The organism is Paenibacillus sp. FSL R10-2796 (assembly GCF_037965315.1).
GTDB lineage: Bacteria > Bacillota > Bacilli > Paenibacillales > Paenibacillaceae > Paenibacillus_AQ > Paenibacillus_AQ odorifer.
In genome coordinates this window covers 398,237-417,279 of record NZ_CP150178.1, presented here as the reverse complement: position 1 = coordinate 417,279, position 19,043 = coordinate 398,237, and the positions used below count along the sequence as shown (strand labels likewise).

Here is a 19,043-nt window from a genome sequence, read left to right as displayed (position 1 = left end):
GGTGCTATTTGTGGGTTTATTTTTGCTAGGTAGGGGGCTTCCATCACACTTTAGGTTTAGATTTAGCTTGTGGTTTAGCTTGTGGCTTACCTATAGCTTACTTATCGCTTTCCTGTAGCTTACTGTGGCTTGCCTATTGCATCCCCCGTCCCTCTCAAGAATTAGTTGTACTTCGTACAGTTAAATGCCCTCTTTTAGGCGATAATTCGGATTTAATTGCACTCTGTACACTTATATTCAGCAAATCTATTCAAAACGCAAAAATTCGCGATTTTTAACTGTACAAACTACATCTAAATCGCAAGGGATTCGCTACTCCACGAAATAGTTGCACTGAATACATCTATTTCACTTCAGCCGGTCAATCTCCCCATGTCTACAACTGCCTCCGGGTTAAAGCGAACTACCTTTCCATTCATCCCAAATCATCAAGGAAGCTGTCCTCCCCCTCCCATTCGGCAGACACTCGTACGTAGTCATCCACCTCAGGAAATTCCAACAGTTCAATAATAATCAATTCGAGCGCTGTAATGGCCCGCAGTCCATGCTTCGTACCAGCAGGAATCGTGACCGTGTCCCCGGCGGCAACCGCATGAAGATGGCCATTCATCCGGTATTCTCCATTTCCAGAAAGAAAAGACCAAACTTCTTTAGTATGCCGATGAAAATGGTAGCTGGTGTGCTCGCCTGCCAAAATGGTTATTTTAGAGGTCGTAACCTCAATACCTGCCGCCGTGCGAGAGAAGTCCAAAATGCGTGAGGTACCCCAGCGTTTTTCTTCAATCATCGGCTTCGCCGCATGGCCCTCCAGCTTCTGCTTAATTCGTTTTGCCTGCTCTATCCCAGCAACCAAAATGCCATCTGGCCCCGACGCCACGATTAAACCAGGAGCGCCGATGATATGCACAGGACAAGAGAGTTCGTTGATCAAATGGGTACCTTTTGAATCCTCAGAAATACTCCCACTGCCAATTACTCTTCCTTGCAAATGGGGAACAAGTGCATCCCAGCTGCCAATATCCGCCCACACCCCAATATAGGGGATGACTACCGCTCGCCGCGTGTGTTCTAGCACCTCATAGTCAAAGCTTCGTTCTGGCAATTGATCATAATGCTCCATAAACTCCAAGTAATCTACTGGAAGATCCCGTTCGACCATACTTGAGAGCAAGTACCCTAATGAGCAGGAAAACACGCCGCAATTCCACAGTCCTCCCTGAGAAATGAACTCGGCGGCTGTCGATTCGTTCGGTTTCTCCGCAAACTGCTTAACATTTAAAAAAGACGTCCCCCCTACCCCAGACCCTTCACCCGGCAGAATATAACCGAACTGTGTAGAAGGAAATTCAGGTAAAACACCAATCAAAGCAATGTCCGCTTGTGATTCGGCAAGCACACTTGGAAATTGATGAAGCTGTTTAAAAAAAGAAGTCTCCACATACGAATCCACCGGAATGACCACTACGATCTCTTTTGAGTCCATACCCTTCACAGAATGCAGATAACTTGCCGCCAGAGCTACTGCAGTAAAAGTCCCCCGTTTCTGCGGCTCCGCTAATAAAGGGACTTGAGCACCAACGGATTTGCGAGTAATCTCCACCTGACTGCGATGAGTCACTATGCAGCTTGAATCCAACAAACCTACCTCTTCCAGCCCTCTGCATACCCGCTCGATCATCGACTCCATACCGCCAGCTTCTGTTGGAAGCAGCCTTAAAAAAGCTTTTGACCTGATCTCATTTGATAGCGGCCACAACCGCTTCCCCGATCCCCCTGAAAGGAGTACGATCTGCAACCCTATCGCCCCCCTGCGCTGGATTTAGCCCCCGGTGTTCTCACATACCCCTTTCGTTTATGAAAAGACAATGATCTATACTTCTCAGCCAGCTGATTCACTTTCTGCTTGGATAGCTGTCCTGCATTCATATGGAGACCTTTATTACGCGCTTTTTGAATTTTCATTCCCTCGCGATTCTTCGAATACAGGTAATTGGCATAGGTTTCGAATTCGGAAAAGGCAAATTGCTTGGAGCGGTTCATACTGTGTAAAATAGCTCGATACCAGGGCATTTGGTGTTTTGCTTCTATCTCTCTTTTCATTTGGGCCAATTGACTGCGTTCAAACAGCATATAATGGGTCACAAATGATGATTTTGCGGTCACCTTGCGGCCCATGAGTTTCTTATAGGTTACAAAATACTGTGGTTGGCTCCAGTTCCGGCTGTAAAAGAGTGTCTTGCCATTCGCCCGAAAATGGTGGGGGGTGATCAGAACGGTATCGGCATCAATGACCAAAAAATAATCCGCTGTGCAGAGCTTGTCACCATTCAGCTTCAGCAGCTGTTGGAATAGCCAGCCGGAACGTTCCCAGGTGCGTGAGCGGTAATGAATGTCTTTTTTCGTAATCGGCAGCACCGTATTCTCGTCAATAAAGGTACAGCCTTTTGTGCGGCAGAACTCAATCATCCGTTTCTTTTTGGGAGCAACAATTAATATCCGGCCGATGGGATGCTTAACCTGCTTTCTAACAGCGTCAATCACATGGGGAAGGGTCTGTAAATCTTTTTCAATCGCGGGAATCAGTACATCTATAGTAACGGCATGTCTGATGCGGGCCTTACTGGGCGAGGGCATAGGGTCATCTCCATATCATGTTTTTGCTTTAGGATATGAGCATGATAGGAAAAGGGAATGGGCATCACAGAATTGTTCAGGAGAGTGGCAAATGTGCGCTGGACAAGCCTGCGATGCGCGGGCAGAAATTTTTATATTATAAAAATAGAAATAGACCTGCACCCGGCGCCCTTTACTGGGGCATATATGCCTCTCTTTTCGCTTACGGAGGCGGATTTTCCCTTATTTAGGGCATTTTTGCCTCTCTTCCACGTCGCAGCTCCTCTTCTGCTCATTTCTAGGGCATATATGCTTCTCTTTTCGCTTATGGGGGTGGATTTGCCCTTATTTAGGGCATTTTTGCCTCTCATTCCGCCCACGCAGCCACATTCCACCCAATCTACGGGATTTATACCGTACATTCAGTCCACGCAGCCACTTTCCATCCAATCTACGGGATTTATACCGTACATTCCGCCCACGCAGCCACTTTCCATCCAATCTACGGGATTTATACCGTACATTCCCTCCACGCAGCCACTTTCCATCCAATCTACGGGATTTATACCGTACATTCCGCCCACGCAGCCACAATCCACCCAATCTACGGGATTTATACCGTACATTCCGTCCACGTAGCCACTTTCCATCCAATCTACGGGATTTATACCGTACATTCCGCCCACGCAGCCACATTCCACCCAATCTACGGGATTTATACCGTACATTCCGCCCACGCAGTCACATTCCAGCCTATCTACGGGATTTATACCGTACATTCCGCCCACGCAGCCACATTCCATCCTATCTACGGGATTTATACCACCGTTATGTCCCACTCCCACACCAATCCCCATATTTTTACTGGCTCAATATCCAACACTTTTCCTGTGCAGTAAAAAGCCTGGGATGGTATATTGTAGATTGGCTAAATTTTCGGCACATTTTAAGATGAACTCAAACATCATAGAACTAGATTTGTTGAGACCACTCTATACAGAAATAATGAAGGTGAATCTATTGAATAAGCTTTTATTTCATAATATCCCACTGGGAGCTACTGGTGAGCGGATCCCGCAAGCGGCAGTGGCCTCAGCGCAGACAAGCCAAGAGCTGGTGAAGCGGGAGGATGAGGACTCCGCTTTTTTTCGCAGGCTGGAAGAAGGCGGCATCCTGCTCAACCGTCCGCAGATTTCCGCGGTACGGCATCATAAAGGGCCGCTTCTAACACTGGCCGGCGCAGGCTCCGGCAAAACCTCGGTTCTGATCTGCCGAACCGGTTATTTGTTGTCCGTGCGCGGTGTCTCGCCAAGTCAGCTGCTATTGCTGACTTTTTCGAGTAAAGCTGCGGCGGAAATGCGCGAACGGATCGCGCTATTACCGGGAGTAGGCCCAGCGGATGTCGCGCGGCTGCAGGCCCGCACGTTTCATTCCTTTTTCTTATTTTTCTTGCGCAGACAAGGATTGCAGCAAGAGATTTTCAGTGAGACGCGGCGCCAGCACATCCTGTTGAAACAAATCATGCGTGAGCTAGGGCTACCTAAAGATGCCTATCCACCGGAAACGCTACTCTCCCTGCTCTCTTCCTGCAAGATGAACATGGGTACCGTAGAAGGCTTGCCTGAAGGAACCACCGCTGAAAAAGAAATGAAATCCATTCTGGAAATCTACGAACAATGGAAACTAGACAATTTCAAAATCGACTTCGACGATGTCCTCTTAATCGCCTATCGGATGCTAAAGGAGCGTCATACGCTTTTACAGGAATTGCAGATGAGATATCTATACGTGATGGTGGATGAGTTTCAGGATACCAATGCCCTGCAATACGAATTAGTCAAAATGATTGCTCACCCACAGCATAATCTGATGGTGGTTGGCGACGATGACCAGACGATTTATTCCTTCAACGGGGCACGCAGTGAATTCATTCTGGAATTCGAGAAGCTGTACCCGGGAGCAAGGGTTATTACACTTGATATTAATTACCGTTCTGGTCCAGCTATAGTCGGACTCGGCAACGGTATTATCCGGCACAATACGCGCCGGCGTTCCAAAACCCTGCAAGCTGCCAAAGGCAGCGGGAGTCAGCCCCGGTATATGCGTCCCCAGACAGCAGACGAGGAAGCCGAGCAGATGGTTGAGCATATTTTAAACGAGGTTTCGAGCGGCAAAAGAGAATATAGCGACTTCGCCATGTTATATAGAGCGTCCAGCAGCAACCGGGCCGTTCTGGAATTACTTCTTTTACGCGATATTCCCTATATTGATTATGGAGAAGGGCAATTACTGTACGAACACTGGCTAATTTCCCCGGTCGTGGATCATATGCGTCTCTCCGTGAATCGGCGGAATTTTGCGGCTATGGAGAACATCCTGCCTACTCTTTATATGAACCGTGAAAAAGGTATGAATCACATCCGGCAGATGGAAGCTAGACAACCAAAGCAAGGCCCACTAATCCATCTGTTGTCCATGCCCGGCATGGAGGATTTCAAGGGCACTAAGCTTAGAGAGCGGCTGGATCTAATTCGCAATATGCGCGAGTTAACCCCAGTCCAAGCGATTCGCCAGGTCCGCACGCAATTCTATGATTATTTCATCGAAGCGAATGAGCGGCATCAAGCAACCTTGCATCGCGAAACGTTAAAAGAAATGCTAGATGAACTAGAATCGTCTGCAGAGCGATTTGATAGTATTCCTGCCTTTTTGGATTTCATAGATAATGTTACGGAACGTAATGAACATAATCGTCAGCCGGGCACCAAAGAACAAGGGAATCGGATCGCGCTTATGACCATTCACAAATCCAAGGGATTAGAGTTTCCTGTGGTCTTTTTGATTGGAGCCTCTGAAGGAATTCTCCCGCATAGCTCCGCCCTGGAGGGCGACCGGCTCAAGGACCGCAAGCTGGCCGCTGCAAATAGTGGAAGTTCAAGCTTGGCTGCCCTGGAAGAGGAGCGAAGACTGGCTTACGTAGCTGTTACTAGAGCCCGGGAAGAGCTATTTATCAGTTCACCTGCGAGGCATCGGGGCAAAAAAGCAGAGGTCTCCCGCTTCATGTTATCAGCCTTCCGCTCTGCCGTTTCTTCCACAGCAACGACTACGGTGAGCAGAACAGTGACAACAAGATCCTTACCTACCAGCCGGACAACTGCGACAAGAACCCATGTCGTTCCAGTATGGAATTGTACCAGCAATACCTGTCCTGGCTGGACGCGCATGAAAGCGGGCGGAGCTGAGGATCATTTAACCTCAAAGCCCTGCCCGTTATGTAGTTCCCCTATGGCAAAGGACCAACGAGAAGTTCCTGTATGATTCAACGCAAAAAAAAGCAAGTTTCCTCTTCCCTGGAAACTTGCCTTTTTTATAAAAATATAGGTTTAAGCTGGAGTTACTACCGCTTCTTCTTCCTCTTCTTCATGCACAGTCTTGATCTGGATCATTACGGTTGACGGTTCGGTCAACACTTCAATACCGTCCTTGAAGATCAGATCAGAGACGAGCAACTGGTCGCCAATATTCAGTCCGCTGATATCCACTTCCATGGAGGTAGGAAGATCTTCAGGCATACAGCGAACTTCCACTTCATAAATTTCAACCTGAAGCGTACCGCCTGCTTTAATCCCTACGGCTTCACCTGCAAAATGAATAGTCACCTTGCTGTCCATGCTCTTTTTCATATTTACATGTTGGAAATCAATATGCAGAATTTTGCCGGACAGGGTATCCTTCTGAATGTTCTGAACCACGACCGGAACCTCCAGCTCTTCCGATACCTTACCTTGCAGAATTGCGCGCGGATTCTTTTTGAGAATGTCCAGAAGTTCTTTTTCATTCACTTCCAACGTCAGAGTCTCTTTACCAATACCATATAATACAGCCGGAATACGTCCTTGCTTACGCGCCTGATTGATGTTGGACTTGGTGTCAGTCTTACGTGTGTTGAATTGAATAAACTTATTCATTGGGTTTCCCGCTCTCTTTGACCATAAATTCTTGTCACACTAAGTGTAACATGACCATATAATCTAGTCAAACCAACTGGAAGAATGCTAGGATTCGTATTCGTCAAAAGGGTCCGCGATCTCAATCTCATATGCTTCAGCATCACTCACCCCTACAGATAATACCGCCCGGCCTCCTCCAAGACGTTTCAAGCCACCGCTAAAGATGACATCCTCCAGTTCTTTGCGCTTGCCCGGGCCCGCCGGAAAATCACTGCGGACTGCAATTATTTTGACCGGAGTTGCTTTATAAGTCTCAGGATTCAGCGAAAAAGCCATGGCATAATAGTGTTTGTTTCCGGCACTATCGAAGCAGGCAATGTGGCCCAATACGCCCACCATTCCACCCCGCAGCAGATGAGCTTCATTGGCTCCCCCCCACTCTTCGGGCACGAATTGATCCTGAAGCACCTCGGCATCAATAAAGGTCTGCTCATTCAGTTCGTCCAGCGAAGGAATCACTGTGAACCCAATCTGTCCTCGCCCACCCCGTTCGCCCTGTGGCCGGGTAAATACGCCTACACTGCCATTATCAAGCTCGATAAGCCGGATATCCTTCATCGTGCCGGGACCTGAAGAAAAGTGGGTTAAAGAATCGATGTGATACCCCCTGTAGAATTGGGTCACCCAGGAGGTAATCCGGTGCGGATCATCCGCTGCCGTAATCACTTCCACCCCGCCCACAATAAGTTCCCCCCTGATCCGGGTCCAGCACGGGTCCTGTAAATTGTACGTATGCGTATGCGCACGAGGCCTCCAGACTCCATCATGGCATGTAAAAAAGAAGACTTGAGAGAACTCACTGTCCCGTTCCTCAACTCTTCCCATTAGTACTTCCTCCCCGTTATACATAAACGGGGCGGTTATATTATAGACATCCCGGTGCCCGACACCGGTGAACGTCAGTTTGTTTACTATGGTTGTACCGCGTCCGGCATGATATGTATCCAGAAGCTGCTTACAGGTGGCTGTCCGTGCCGGGTTCCTTGTCATCATCGTCCTCCTCATAATCATTTGAACGATCGATTACCCAATCGTTGTCTTCCGCATCCATGGCGATCAGCTCGCCGGGCTGGACATTAAAGTATACACATAATTTTAGCAGCAGATCCCTTGGATACTGCACCATCTCATTCTTGTACATTCGGCGTACTGAATCAAAGTGGTAATTGATCTCTTTGGCAAGCTTACGGATCGATAATTTCGGATCATGCCTCAGCATGACCTCGCTCAGTTTACTGCGTATGACTGGCATTCATCCACCTCCTCCCATAATATATCCGCACTCACCCAAGGAGTCAATTAAATTGACAAGATTAAATGGTCATGTTACAGTGGGATTAGGAAATAATTTGCAACATTTCTAATTTCAGAAAAAACAAATACCTTTCCCTATTCAGAAAATAAAGTCTTCTTTATTTTCTTTTTTTGTATCCAGACCAATCGCAAGACCATTAGGGAGGCTCTTTGAATGAAAAATACAGTCCGTAATCACAACATCGTGTTCCTGGGAACCAGTCTGCCGCGAGAGTGCGGTATCGCCACGTTCACACAGGATCTGCTAGATGAACTTATCCACCTTCCCGGCTTCAACCCGCCCCGGATTATTGCCATAAACAACAATGAAACCTACGCTTACGATCAGCAGGTAATACGGCAGATCGACCAGCATAATTACGCAGATTATATAGATACGGCCGATTTCCTCAACAATTCTGATACCGATTTGTTGGTCATCCAACATGAATTTGGCATCTACGGCGGAGAAAGCGGTGAATACCTGCTGCCCTTTGTCGAACGTTTGAACATTCCGTATGTTGTTGTTTTTCACACAGTGTTGACCAAGCCCTCCCCTAAGCAGCATCAGATCATCCGATGTCTGGCCGAGCGTAGCGTGCAGGTCGTGACGATGGCGGAATCAACCCTTACTGATTTATCTACTATTTATGAGATCCCAGTTTCCAAAATCACATTCATCCATCACGGTGTCCCTCAAGTGAGCACAGCTTCACGCTCCAGCCTCAAAGCACAATACGGTTATCCAGACCGCAAAATCCTCTCCACCTTCGGCTTCCTCAGTCCCGGCAAAGGGATTGAATACAGCATCGAAGCTATGCGCGGCGTGGTCAAGCGACATCCCGAAGCACTTTACATTGTCTGGGGCAAGACCCATCCGGTCGTCAAGCTGGAATCCGGCGAAGTTTACCGCCAGAAACTGACGGACCTCGTAGAAATGTTTGACCTGCAGGACAATGTCCAATTCGTCGATAAGTTGCTGACCCAAGAAGAAGTAATAGAGTCCTTGGTCATGTCAGATATTTATGTGACTCCTTATCTGGGTAAGGATCAGGCCGTCAGCGGCACCCTGGCCTACGGAGTCGGTTATGGCCGGGTCATCGTGTCGACCCCTTACCGCTACGCCCAGGAAATGTTGGCAGAAGGCCGCGGTCTACTGGCTGATTTTCATGATTCTGCTTCCTTGGAAGCCTGCATTTTGCGCTTGCTGAATAGCCCCGCCCTGGTGCAAACGATGGAAGACCGTACGTTGAAGCTCGGGCTCACTATGCGCTGGAACGAAATCGCCAAAATCTATGCCGCCTTGTTCCACAGCCATATCCAGAGCTCGGCGTCAGCTGATCGGAGCGTGATTTAATGGAAACCTCCACCACAGTACAGGCTAAACCAGGCTATCTGCGCAGAATCACGGACGATACAGGAATCTTTCAGCATACCAAGTTTGGGGTTCCGGACCGTTCCAAGGGCTACACTACCGATGATAACGCCCGCGCCCTGATTGCTGCGGTCTTAATGTACGAGAATTCCCGGGATGCCGTGGCACTCGATCTCATTCATACGTATATCTCTTTTATCTATCATTCCCAGACAGCGGACGGCAATTTTCGCAATTTCATGGATTATAACCGCTCCTTTATAGAGGATAAAGGTTCTGAAGATTGCCAGGGACGTACCTTGTGGGCACTCGGGTTCGCCCTATCGCATGCTGCTTCCCTGCCCGATAACCTGATGAATACCTGCCGGTATTTGATCAATCAGGCACTGCCGCATCTGGAAGCCTTGGGCTCACCTCGGGCTGGAGCCTATGCCATCATCGGCCTAAGTTATCTTACCGAAGCACCGGGCTCATTAGGTTATGCTTTTCCATACCCGCATACTGAAAACACGACCGAAGAAGCCGCCTTTCTGCCAAGGGCAACCATTGAGAGTCTGATCGAAAATATTGCGGTTCGGCTGCATAATCAATATACCCGCTATAAGGGGTACGGCTGGAATTGGTTCGAGGACAGCATCACTTATGGCAATTCCATGCTGCCCTGGGCTCTGCTTCGGGCCTTCCTGATCTCCGGGAATAAAGACCTGCGGGAGACCGCCAAGGAAAGCCTGGATTTCCTAGCTTCCACCACCTTCTCCAGCAAAGGTTACTATAAACCGATCGGCAGCCATGGCTGGCTGCTGCGTGATGGGCTGGCTGCACCCTATGATGAACAGCCCATTGAAGCCTGCGAGATGCTGCTGGCCTGCCGGGAAGCAGCTGTTGTTCTTGAGGACCCCGCCTATCTTACGCAAGCAGAATTATGCTACAACTGGTATCTAGGGCATAATTCCTTGGGAATCCCTCTGATCGATCCGCAGACTGGTGCTTGTTATGACGGCATCCATGCCGCGGGGCTCAACCTGAACCAAGGCTCGGAGAGCATTATATCCTTCACAATTGCCCGGTTGGTGATGCATCATGAATAAATATGCTACGATCCTAGCCGGCGGGGGCGGAACACGGTTTTGGCCCCTGTCCAGACAAGAAATCCCAAAGCAGCTGCTGAATATTAGTGGCAACGACATTATGCTAAACGATACGATTGAACGCTTCAAAGGGATTATTCCTCAGGAGAATACAGTTATCGTTACTAATCGTACCCAAGCAGTATTGTTGGAGAGTATTATGCACAGCAGCGTTCTCAAAGCTAATATTCTAATTGAACCTGTGGCGCGAAATACAGCCGCTAGCATTCTTTTTGCAGCATTATCTATAGAGAAATCTCATGGCAATTCCTTAATGGTCGTCCTGCCTTCCGATCACTATATAACGGATGAGGAACAATTCCGTCTTACACTAGACGAAGCCTGTACTGTTGCCATGGAGTCAGACAAAATAGTAACCATCGGAATCAAGCCTACTTTCCCATCTACTGGCTACGGCTATATTGCCTTTGATAAGACGCCGATTGCGACAAGCCCAGTGGCTGTATATGATGTAGATGAATTTGTAGAGAAACCAAACTTTCAGAATGCACAGAGTTATCTGGCATCCGGTAATTATCTATGGAATAGTGGGATTTTTATTTGGCAGACCTCTGTCATTATTGATAATTTCAAACGTTATCTACCTCGACTCTACAAAACCATGCTGCCCATCAGTGATTATTTGGGTACAGATCAGGAAGAGGAAGTTATTAATGCCATCTATCCAACGCTTCAGAATATTTCGATTGATTACGGCATTTTAGAGCGCTCTGATGAAGTTGTCGTGCTTTCCGGGCAATTTGGCTGGAATGATATCGGCAGCTGGGATGCACTGGGTTCAATCTTCCCTCCGGATGATGCAGGCAACATTATAAAAGCAAATCATGTGGGGATAGATACCCATAATTCAATCATCTATGGAAATGGCAGACTGATCACGACCATTGGTGTAGACGGGTTCATCATTGCGGATACTGGGGATGCACTATTAATCTGTCCCAAGGATAAAGCGCAGTCAGTCAAAGATATCGTGGAGCTTCTAAAGGAACAGGGAATGACAGAATATATCTAACTAAAAAGAATGCAAAAAGACGGGCCATTGCAGTACATGCATGGTCCGTTTTTCATCTCATTATATAAGTTGAACAGTTTATAAATGTTTTTTAAACGCCAAACCTAGGTCCAAGCCCACAAGAACCCGTCTCGATCCCAAGCAATTCTCCCGCCATGGAGTTTCCGGAAAGCTTTCTTCACTTCTTTGGAGAGTGAGGCATTGCCGTTCTCATTCACAAATACAAATTGTTCTCCAAAATTCTCTTTCACATATTCAATCGCCGCCGTCTGATGCAAGGTACCCGTAAAACGAATCTCCTTCACCATCCATTCTGCTACTTCTTGTGCGGTTATTTCCATATGGATGCGCCTCCTCTCTGTGCTTACTGCTAAAATGTGCCCTCATTATAACATGAATACAGCCCAACCGGACAAACGTCCGAATTGGGCTGTATTGAAGTCATTTTACATCATTGTGGATAGATATGGTTCGACGGATAACGGGACTTCTGTCCTCCACTCACCATCAACAGAATCCCAGTAATTAAGTGCAAGAACCAGCCCACAAAAGGAATCCATGCCAATAAAGAAGTTATAATTCCTAGCACTGAACCGTAGATAGACTCACGGTCTCTTGAAGATAAAATCAATGTAATCACATGTAGAATAAACATCAACCCCAGAACGGAATACCCCGTGCCAATAACAATAGCAGCACCCAGAATTGGAATTGCCAAAATAATTTCACAGGAACCCGTAATCCATTTCATAGCTTTAGAAGCGCTCAATAGACAACCTCCTAATTGGGTTAAATATACAAATCATTATACAAAAACCCAGCTTTCACGTATATGATTTTTCTAGTGCTAATTATTTTATTTCATACCAACGGCAAAGGTTCTTCCACTTTGTCATGAGATTGCTTCTGCACAAGTGGAGGCAAGCCCTCCTTACTCATTGCTGCCGAAGGGGCCAGCCCCAAACAGTGGCACATTAAAGGAGCCATTCGCAGCTGTGGCAGCATTTCTTCCTCTTTTTCTGAAGATAATACATCTACCCCAAACGTATATAATGGCACATTTCGCTCGGAAGGGGTTATCCCGCCGTGGTACCCATTTGCGTTCATTCCGTGATCTGCCGTAATCATAATCTTATAGCCCTGTTCCATCCAAATAGGCAAAACAGTGGCCAGCAGACCGTCGGCATTACGCACTGAAAGCTCATATTCTTTACTCTCGCCGCCATAACGATGCCCGGCGTCATCTATATTCATGGAGTGAATGTATAGGAAATGCGGATCATAGGCACTCCGTAAATACACCGCGTCGGCAAACACATGACTGTCGGGATAGTGATCCTCGAAATAAAAGCTGCCATGCTGAATGGGCTTCATCACATTGTGCTGATGGCGATCAGCCAGCGGATCAAAAGGGGCCGAATTATAAAGCTCACTGACCCAATGATAGGCGACAGCAGCTGTGCGCAAATTAGCGGCCACTGCCAGATGGAATACGCTCTCTTCATGGCTTGGTCTCACAATATGGTTAGCCGTAATTCCATTTTTGGTCACAGGTGTCCCCGTCAAGAGTACTTCATAAAGCGGGCGTGACAGACTAGGCAATTCCGACTTCACTCGGTGACATGATATTTTCCCCTGCTCCACCAAATGCTCCATATACCCCATATATTCACGTGCGGCCTCATATCTAAGTCCGTCCAACACTACCACAATAAGTTTATTGTTCATTTCAGTCATCTTATTACGCTCCCTCTCGTTCCAGATGCAGCAGCTCAGAAGGGTTCAGAGCCAAGGTGACGTTAGCCCCTTCCACCAGCCTCAGCCAGCGTCCGTCATTTAAAAGATCAACCGTTAAGCAAATGTCTTCTACCTCTACCGTACACCTAATAATATTGCCCAACACGGAGACAGATTTAATGATGCCATCCACCAGTTGCACTCCGGCAGCAACCTCGTGAAGTCCCGCGCCCTCATGCAGCAGCGTAACCGCCTCAGGCCGAATAGCAAAGCGGTCCTGCGTGCTATCTATCCCCCGGAACAACGTCATCACTTCTGATCGGGTCAATACATTGTAACTGCCCATAAACCGGGCAACGAACTCTGTTCGTGGTGCGGAGTACAACCCCTCAGGTGTGCCATCCTGCACAATCCGGCCACCGTTCATAATACAGATGCGGTCAGAAAGAATCAGCGCTTCCTCCTGATCATGTGTCACGAATAGTGTCGTCATGTTAAACCTTTTTTGGATATCACGAATTTCTGCACGTAAATTCTTGCGTATCTTAGCATCTAGTGCGCTTAAGGGTTCATCCAGCAGCAATACTTTGGGCTGCACCGCTAGAGAACGAGCCAGCGCTACCCGCTGCTGCTGTCCACCGGAGAGGGACTGCGGATATACATCCCGTTTATCTTCCAGATCGACCAATGCCAGCAATTCCGCGCAGCGATGATGGCGGGCTGATTTCGATAATCCCCGCATTTTCATTCCATACTCGATATTTTGGCTCACCGTCAGATTGGGGAACAAGGCATAAGACTGAAACACCATTCCTACCTCGCGCTTACGGGGCGGCAAACTTCCCAGATCTTTATTTTCCAAAAGAATTCTGCCGCCATCCAGCTCTGAAAGACCGGCTATGCAGCGTAGCAATGTGCTTTTTCCACAACCGGAGGGGCCTAGCAGTGTTACAAGTTCACCTTCACGGATCTCCAAATCAACATTGTCTAACACACAGGTATTCCCAAACATTTTGCATACACCCTGCAGCTTTAGATAATCATTCATCCCTTAACGCCCCCTCCCATCTTTTTACCGAGCTTCATGAGTACCATCGAAAGAATTAGAATAAACAGAAAATAAGAGATCGCAATCGCGCTGGCTAAATGTCCACTTTCACCAACCCTTTGATATAGATATACCTGAATCGTCTGAATATGTCCGCCAACTAACATGTTCGTAAGGACAAATTCGCCGAATAGAACTGAAAATGATAACAGTGTAGAGACGATAACCCCAGGCCATATATTAGGCAAAATCACATTCACGAAGGCCGTTCTTCGGCGGGCACCAAGCAGCTCCGCAGCATGCAGCAGTTCAACGGCATTAACCGTTAACAGACTATTGCGAATGCCCTGATACATATAGGGAAGGATGACCACAAAATATGCCCCCACTAATAAATACGCTGTTCCAGCGATATCAAAGGGTCCAGAAGAATAGGTACGAATAAGACCTACCGCAGCCACAACACCAGGCACCGCATAAGGCAAAACAACAATACCTTTCATAAAGCTCTCCCAACGCGGAAAATAGAGGGTGATGACAAAAACAGCTGGCAGCATCACGGCCAGACTCAGCACCACGCTGATCAGGCATAAATAAAGCGAGGTCCAAAGCGCCTCCAGAAAGCGAATATCCTCAAACATTTCCCCAAACCAATTCAGCGTCCAAGCTCGGGGCAGCAAGGTATTCTGCCAATCTTGTGCAAAAGCATAAATGCCCGTTGCCAAAAGAGGAAGCAGCAAATACACCATGAGCAGCAGCATGAAGGTGCGTGGAGCAAAGCCTGCTTTACGTATATTCATTGCCCTGCCTCCTCACGAGCTGTCCATAAACGCCGGGAAGCTTTGATTTTCACATCCGGTTTACTGAGTGCTTTCGTTCCGAACCTCTCCGCACGCCGCACCATTAAATGGTTCAGATAAACCGCCAAAATCGTAGTCAGACCAAGCAGAACAGCAAGCGTACTCCCCATTTGTGGCTGTGTAACCACATCTCCGGCAATCAGTGAACCGATACGTACCGCCAACAGATTGTAATTTCCGCCAACCAATGCGTAAGCCGTGGCATAAGCCCCCATTGCATTAGCAAAAAGAATTCCAAGTGTGCCGAAGATCGCCGGAGTTAGAATAGGCAGGCCAATCGTCTTCCAGAACTGCCAAGGCCCAGCCCCCAGTAAGGACGCTGCCTCTCTCCACTGCTCACGAATTCCGTAAAAGGACGGGTACAAAAGCAGTAAGGCTAACGGAACCTGAAAGTATACATACACCAGTATTAGACCTGACCAGCTATATAGATCAAAATCGGCAAAAACACTCCAGCCCCACTGTTTAAATAAGAGTGTAAACACCCCATTATTTCCGAGCAAAATGATATAAGCAAAAGCCAGCGGAACACCTGCGAAGTTAGAGGTCATATTCGACAGCATCAGAAGTCTATCGCGTACTCTCGGGGTAAACCGGGTAATGCAATAAGCACAAAAAAGTCCGACAATGATCCCTATCAGACTTGAGGTTATGGAGATTAGCAGACTGTTCTTAATCGCCTGCATGTAATAGGCACTTTGCAACGCATGCAGATAATTGCCTAACGTAAATCCCGTTCCGTCCGCTGTGCGAAAGCTTCCCGTCAACATGGATAGTATAGGTACCAGTTGAAAGGCTAACACCATTAGTGCAAATGGAATAAGTGCCAGGATCACACCGCGGCTTCTTTGTTTCATCTTACTCGCTCCTTGTCGCGGGAATAGAACAAAGGCGCCTTACGGCATCATGACGAAGGCGCCCTGCTTCTTTTTTAGGGAGAAATGAATACTAATTCAAATACACAAGCACACGTTCCTGCCACAATTGAGGAATGGTTTTTGCCGTCTCTTCCCATACCTTGTAATCACCAACAGGCTTAGCGTTGACGTATTCTTCTTTTGGCAGCAGCTTAGCTGCAACATCATCCGGCAACGTTACACTGTCACGGATCGGACGAGCGTAACCTTTGGCAAGATTAATCTGTCCTTCATCGCTAAGGATGTATTGACGTGTAAGCTTCGCCGCGTTAGGATGCGGCGCATATTTGTTGATGATCGTGGCATACCCGCTCACGACACTGCCTTCCTGGGGAATGGCTACTGCGAAGCCATCTTTGTTGATCTGGTCTCTATAGTTCAAAGCGTTGAAATCCCAGAGCAGGGTAACTTCTACTTCCCCTTTTTCAATGTTGGCAAGGGAAGCTTCTGCATTGGAGAGACGTCCGTTTTTAGCTAAATCCTCGAAAAAAGCAATCCCCGGTTCAATGTTCGACTCATCGCCACCAAAGGCAATCGCTGCGGCCAATACAGCCATCTGTGCTTGAGCAGCCTTGGTTACATCACCAACGATGATTTTGTAGTTACCGTTCTTCAGATCTTCCCAGCTCTTCGGTGGATTCGCCACGAGCTTAGTGTTAGTCAGAAAAGAAATGGTGCCTTGATAGCCGACGATCCAATTCCCGTCCTTATCCTTAGCCCAATCGGGGATTTCATCCCAGTAGGATGTTTTATAAGGCTGGGTTACCCCTTTATCCACGGCAACCGAGCCAAACGCAATCCCCACATCTCCGATATCGGCCGTTGGTTTGTCTTTTTCCGCATCAAACTTGGCAATTTCCTCCGCGCTCGACATATCGGTATCCGAATGTGTAAGACCATACTTACTGTTCATATCACTCCATGTATCTTTCCAGTTCGCCCAGGAATCCGGCATTCCTACACTGACGATACTGCCCTCTTCTTTAGCTTTACTCTCGATCTCAGTCAGACTTAATTCTTTGGTGCCAGCCTTTCCATTCGTTGTTTCTTCAGCCTTGGCTGAATTTCCACAAGCAGCAAGCAACAGGACGAGCAAGGATAACATTAGACCCATCGATAATTGATTTTTGATCCCTTTTTTCATGATTTCCCCTTCACTCCTATTTCTTATTTGCGGGCTTCTTTATGTCCAACTGTTAGGCACCCAATTGCAGTATAGGCGTGTACTATTTTCGCGGCATTAAGGAGAATAGGAATATTTGTAAATAAAAAGAAACGACCTGTCGTCTTTGTTAGATGACCGCCGTTTCCCTTAGAAATGTTTTTATGAAAATAATTACATTAATTACACTAAAATAGAACTTTACTGATGTATAGTAGTATTTATTCATAATAAGAAATGACCCTCAGAGGAGCTTGAAAAATGCCGTTTACAAAAATTCAGATGGTAACAGGTTTATTTCTATGTACTTTGCTTATCTCAGCTTGCAACAATGCAGCTACTCCTCCTAAAAATAACACGCCAGATACAAGTAATAAAATCATTCAAATAAACAGTGATCTTTACACCCTCCCATTACGTGATCAGAATACAGAACAATACAACTACGCTGTCAATACCTCTGCCGGTATCGTATGGTTGCCAGCCCCAAAAATGAACATTGCCCCTGGAACAGAAGCAAATCCATTTTATTTTCCAACAGAGCCATTCACTTTCTATTTAAGTTCTCCTAATGAAAAAACACTAGCTGTAGAAAAGTCCAAGAAGCTATTGACGTTACCTTTAAATGATGGCGATGCTGTTCTGGTGGTTAGCGGCGTTTTTGGATTAGATGATTATATCCTCTATCATACCTTTTCCATTTTCACTGATGGAGCTCAGCCGATACGAGAACAAGCTTGGGTGATGAAGGTAGACGATCCAACATCTAATAAAGAAATTGCTCAATTCCATTCATCTGGAGGTAAATTTTATAGTTATGCAGTTGATGAAAAAGAAAAACTTTATCTATCGGTTTCCATACTTCCTGGAAATGCAGATGGTAGCTATAGTTACGAAGTTTATATTTATAATCTTCTGACTGGCAACAAAGAAAAAATAAATGATTATTCTCTTAATCCCTCATCACTGGATTCCATCCAATTTAATTACAATGACAAAAAATATTCGTATAAACTTCAGTCCAAGTAAAAAACTGCCCGACATTTCCAGGCAGTTTTACATGTATGAATATAACTACCGTCTACGCGCTGCCACACTGACAACACCGTATCTGTAAAGCACCTTCTTACCGAACCAGCCAAAAAGACGATCCGTAAAGAAGCCCATAAAGCCAAGGCAGAACAACCCGACAAAGATCCAATCCGTACGGAAAAACAACCGGGAATTCCAGATCAGATAACCTACACCTTCGTTCGAAGCAATCATTTCCGCGCCGATAATCGCCATATATGAGGTGCCCATCGCTAACCGGATACCCGTAAAAATATAAGGGATCGTCGCCGGAACAACCACATGAATCAGAATTTGCCACTCACTGGCGCCCATACTGCGGGCTGAGCGGATTTTGTCCTCTTCCACGGACATCACACCGGTTAAAGTATTCAGCACCACGATAAAAAAGGTGGCGTACATAATTAACGCAATCTTCGACTGCTCCCCAATACCAAACCATACTAAGAACAATGTAATGAATGCAATCGGCGGGATAAAACGGATAAAGTTCAGGAAAGGCTCCGCAAAAATACGGATCAAGTTCACCTTCCCAATGATTAGCCCTACGGGAATCGCCAGTAAACTACCGAGTACCCAACCAATGAGCACCCGGTAAAAGCTAATCCCGATATATTGCAGCAAGGTTCCGTCTTCCAGCAGCTCCCGTCCGCCCTTAAGTGTACTCCATGGTCCGGGGATCACATCGGGGCCATAGATTACAGCTCCAAGCTGCCAGACGCAGAACGTGGTAATCCATAGAAGGGTTACGGAAACCCACTTCTTCTCCACCCATTTTCTCATCTGTCTCACCCTAT

The 19,043-nt window shown here is 47.0% G+C and carries 20 protein-coding genes; 5 read left to right on the top strand and 15 right to left on the bottom strand.

The genetic code is table 11. From position 1 onward, the window contains the following. Positions 1 to 415 precede the first annotated feature (415 nt). The 4 genes from NST58_RS02050 to NST58_RS02035 all read right to left on the bottom strand — a co-directional run bounded on the left by NST58_RS02050 (position 416) and on the right by NST58_RS02035 (position 3,458). On the bottom strand, positions 416 to 1,795 hold the full coding sequence (locus NST58_RS02050) for a sugar phosphate nucleotidyltransferase (protein WP_339189193.1): 1,380 nt from the start codon (positions 1,793 to 1,795) through the stop codon (positions 416 to 418). A 2-nt stretch (positions 1,796 to 1,797) separates the two neighbouring features. Continuing rightward, positions 1,798 to 2,634 carry a DUF6492 family protein gene (locus NST58_RS02045; RefSeq protein ID WP_076124729.1) on the bottom strand — a complete coding sequence of 279 codons (837 nt, stop codon included), beginning with the start codon at positions 2,632 to 2,634 and terminating at the stop codon, positions 1,798 to 1,800. A 131-nt stretch (positions 2,635 to 2,765) separates the two neighbouring features. Beyond that, the gene (locus NST58_RS02040) at positions 2,766 to 2,993 is read right to left on the bottom strand and encodes a hypothetical protein (RefSeq protein WP_339245974.1); all 228 of its coding nucleotides are present in this window, start codon (positions 2,991 to 2,993) and stop codon (positions 2,766 to 2,768) included. Positions 2,994 to 3,035: 42 nt separating this feature from the next. After that, on the bottom strand, positions 3,036 to 3,458 hold the full coding sequence (locus NST58_RS02035) for a hypothetical protein (protein ID WP_339245971.1): 423 nt from the start codon (positions 3,456 to 3,458) through the stop codon (positions 3,036 to 3,038). Between the two features lie 175 nt (positions 3,459 to 3,633). Between NST58_RS02035 and NST58_RS02030 the strand changes: the two genes are divergently transcribed. Next, positions 3,634 to 5,931: a UvrD-helicase domain-containing protein gene (locus NST58_RS02030; RefSeq protein WP_339245969.1), complete on the top strand. Its 2,298-nt coding sequence runs from the start codon at positions 3,634 to 3,636 to the stop codon at positions 5,929 to 5,931. A gap of 65 nt (positions 5,932 to 5,996) precedes the next feature. Here the strand turns inward: NST58_RS02030 and NST58_RS02025 are convergent, their stop codons facing one another. The 3 genes from NST58_RS02025 to NST58_RS02015 all read right to left on the bottom strand — a co-directional run bounded on the left by NST58_RS02025 (position 5,997) and on the right by NST58_RS02015 (position 7,875). Next, positions 5,997 to 6,581, bottom strand: coding sequence for a 50S ribosomal protein L25 (locus tag NST58_RS02025; protein ID WP_339245968.1), 585 nt, complete (start codon positions 6,579 to 6,581; stop codon positions 5,997 to 5,999). Positions 6,582 to 6,668: 87 nt separating this feature from the next. Beyond that, positions 6,669 to 7,616: a DUF1861 family protein gene (locus NST58_RS02020; protein ID WP_139330081.1), complete on the bottom strand. Its 948-nt coding sequence runs from the start codon at positions 7,614 to 7,616 to the stop codon at positions 6,669 to 6,671. Beyond that, the gene (locus tag NST58_RS02015) at positions 7,579 to 7,875 is read right to left on the bottom strand and encodes a helix-turn-helix transcriptional regulator (RefSeq protein ID WP_076127054.1); all 297 of its coding nucleotides are present in this window, start codon (positions 7,873 to 7,875) and stop codon (positions 7,579 to 7,581) included. Before NST58_RS02015 ends, NST58_RS02020 begins: the two co-directional genes overlap by 38 nt. A gap of 216 nt (positions 7,876 to 8,091) precedes the next feature. Between NST58_RS02015 and NST58_RS02010 the strand changes: the two genes are divergently transcribed. From NST58_RS02010 to NST58_RS02000, 3 genes are read left to right on the top strand one after another with little or no spacing between them, the layout of a single operon-like run. Further along, entirely contained in the window at positions 8,092 to 9,273 is a 1,182-nt protein-coding gene (locus NST58_RS02010) for a glycosyltransferase family 4 protein (RefSeq protein WP_076275948.1), read from the top strand. Next, positions 9,273 to 10,379 (top strand): glycosyltransferase, encoded by a 1,107-nt coding sequence (locus NST58_RS02005; protein ID WP_339245966.1) that lies wholly within the window; start codon positions 9,273 to 9,275, stop codon positions 10,377 to 10,379. The genes NST58_RS02010 and NST58_RS02005 overlap by 1 nt, the downstream gene beginning before the upstream one ends. Then, positions 10,372 to 11,451, top strand: a complete 1,080-nt coding sequence (locus tag NST58_RS02000) for a mannose-1-phosphate guanylyltransferase (protein ID WP_076127047.1) — start codon at positions 10,372 to 10,374, stop codon at positions 11,449 to 11,451. Before NST58_RS02005 ends, NST58_RS02000 begins: the two co-directional genes overlap by 8 nt. A 104-nt stretch (positions 11,452 to 11,555) precedes the next feature. On the opposite strand, the gene NST58_RS01995 is transcribed toward NST58_RS02000, so the two are convergent. The 7 genes from NST58_RS01995 to NST58_RS01965 all read right to left on the bottom strand — a co-directional run bounded on the left by NST58_RS01995 (position 11,556) and on the right by NST58_RS01965 (position 17,157). Beyond that, positions 11,556 to 11,792 (bottom strand): hypothetical protein, encoded by a 237-nt coding sequence (locus NST58_RS01995; protein WP_036687339.1) that lies wholly within the window; start codon positions 11,790 to 11,792, stop codon positions 11,556 to 11,558. A 110-nt stretch (positions 11,793 to 11,902) separates the two neighbouring features. Next, positions 11,903 to 12,220, bottom strand: coding sequence for a hypothetical protein (locus NST58_RS01990; RefSeq protein ID WP_036687337.1), 318 nt, complete (start codon positions 12,218 to 12,220; stop codon positions 11,903 to 11,905). Positions 12,221 to 12,312: 92 nt separating this feature from the next. Then, positions 12,313 to 13,188, bottom strand: coding sequence for an alkaline phosphatase family protein (locus tag NST58_RS01985; protein WP_081387133.1), 876 nt, complete (start codon positions 13,186 to 13,188; stop codon positions 12,313 to 12,315). A 4-nt stretch (positions 13,189 to 13,192) separates the two neighbouring features. Then, positions 13,193 to 14,236 (bottom strand): ABC transporter ATP-binding protein, encoded by a 1,044-nt coding sequence (locus NST58_RS01980; protein ID WP_076307967.1) that lies wholly within the window; start codon positions 14,234 to 14,236, stop codon positions 13,193 to 13,195. Next, positions 14,233 to 15,036, bottom strand: a complete 804-nt coding sequence (locus NST58_RS01975; RefSeq protein WP_076186152.1) for an ABC transporter permease subunit — start codon at positions 15,034 to 15,036, stop codon at positions 14,233 to 14,235. Before NST58_RS01975 ends, NST58_RS01980 begins: the two co-directional genes overlap by 4 nt. After that, the gene (locus tag NST58_RS01970) at positions 15,033 to 15,953 is read right to left on the bottom strand and encodes an ABC transporter permease subunit (RefSeq protein ID WP_076306798.1); all 921 of its coding nucleotides are present in this window, start codon (positions 15,951 to 15,953) and stop codon (positions 15,033 to 15,035) included. The genes NST58_RS01975 and NST58_RS01970 overlap by 4 nt, the downstream gene beginning before the upstream one ends. Before the next feature lie 91 nt (positions 15,954 to 16,044). Further along, a complete protein-coding gene (locus NST58_RS01965) occupies positions 16,045 to 17,157 on the bottom strand; it encodes an extracellular solute-binding protein (protein ID WP_339245963.1) in 1,113 nt (370 codons plus the stop codon). A gap of 279 nt (positions 17,158 to 17,436) precedes the next feature. Between NST58_RS01965 and NST58_RS01960 the strand changes: the two genes are divergently transcribed. Beyond that, positions 17,437 to 18,204 (top strand): hypothetical protein, encoded by a 768-nt coding sequence (locus NST58_RS01960; protein ID WP_076304748.1) that lies wholly within the window; start codon positions 17,437 to 17,439, stop codon positions 18,202 to 18,204. 45 nt (positions 18,205 to 18,249) lie between these two features. On the opposite strand, the gene NST58_RS01955 is transcribed toward NST58_RS01960, so the two are convergent. After that, complete coding sequence (locus NST58_RS01955; RefSeq protein WP_076127036.1) at positions 18,250 to 19,029, bottom strand: ABC transporter permease; 780 nt, start codon at positions 19,027 to 19,029, stop codon at positions 18,250 to 18,252. Positions 19,030 to 19,043 lie beyond the last annotated feature (14 nt).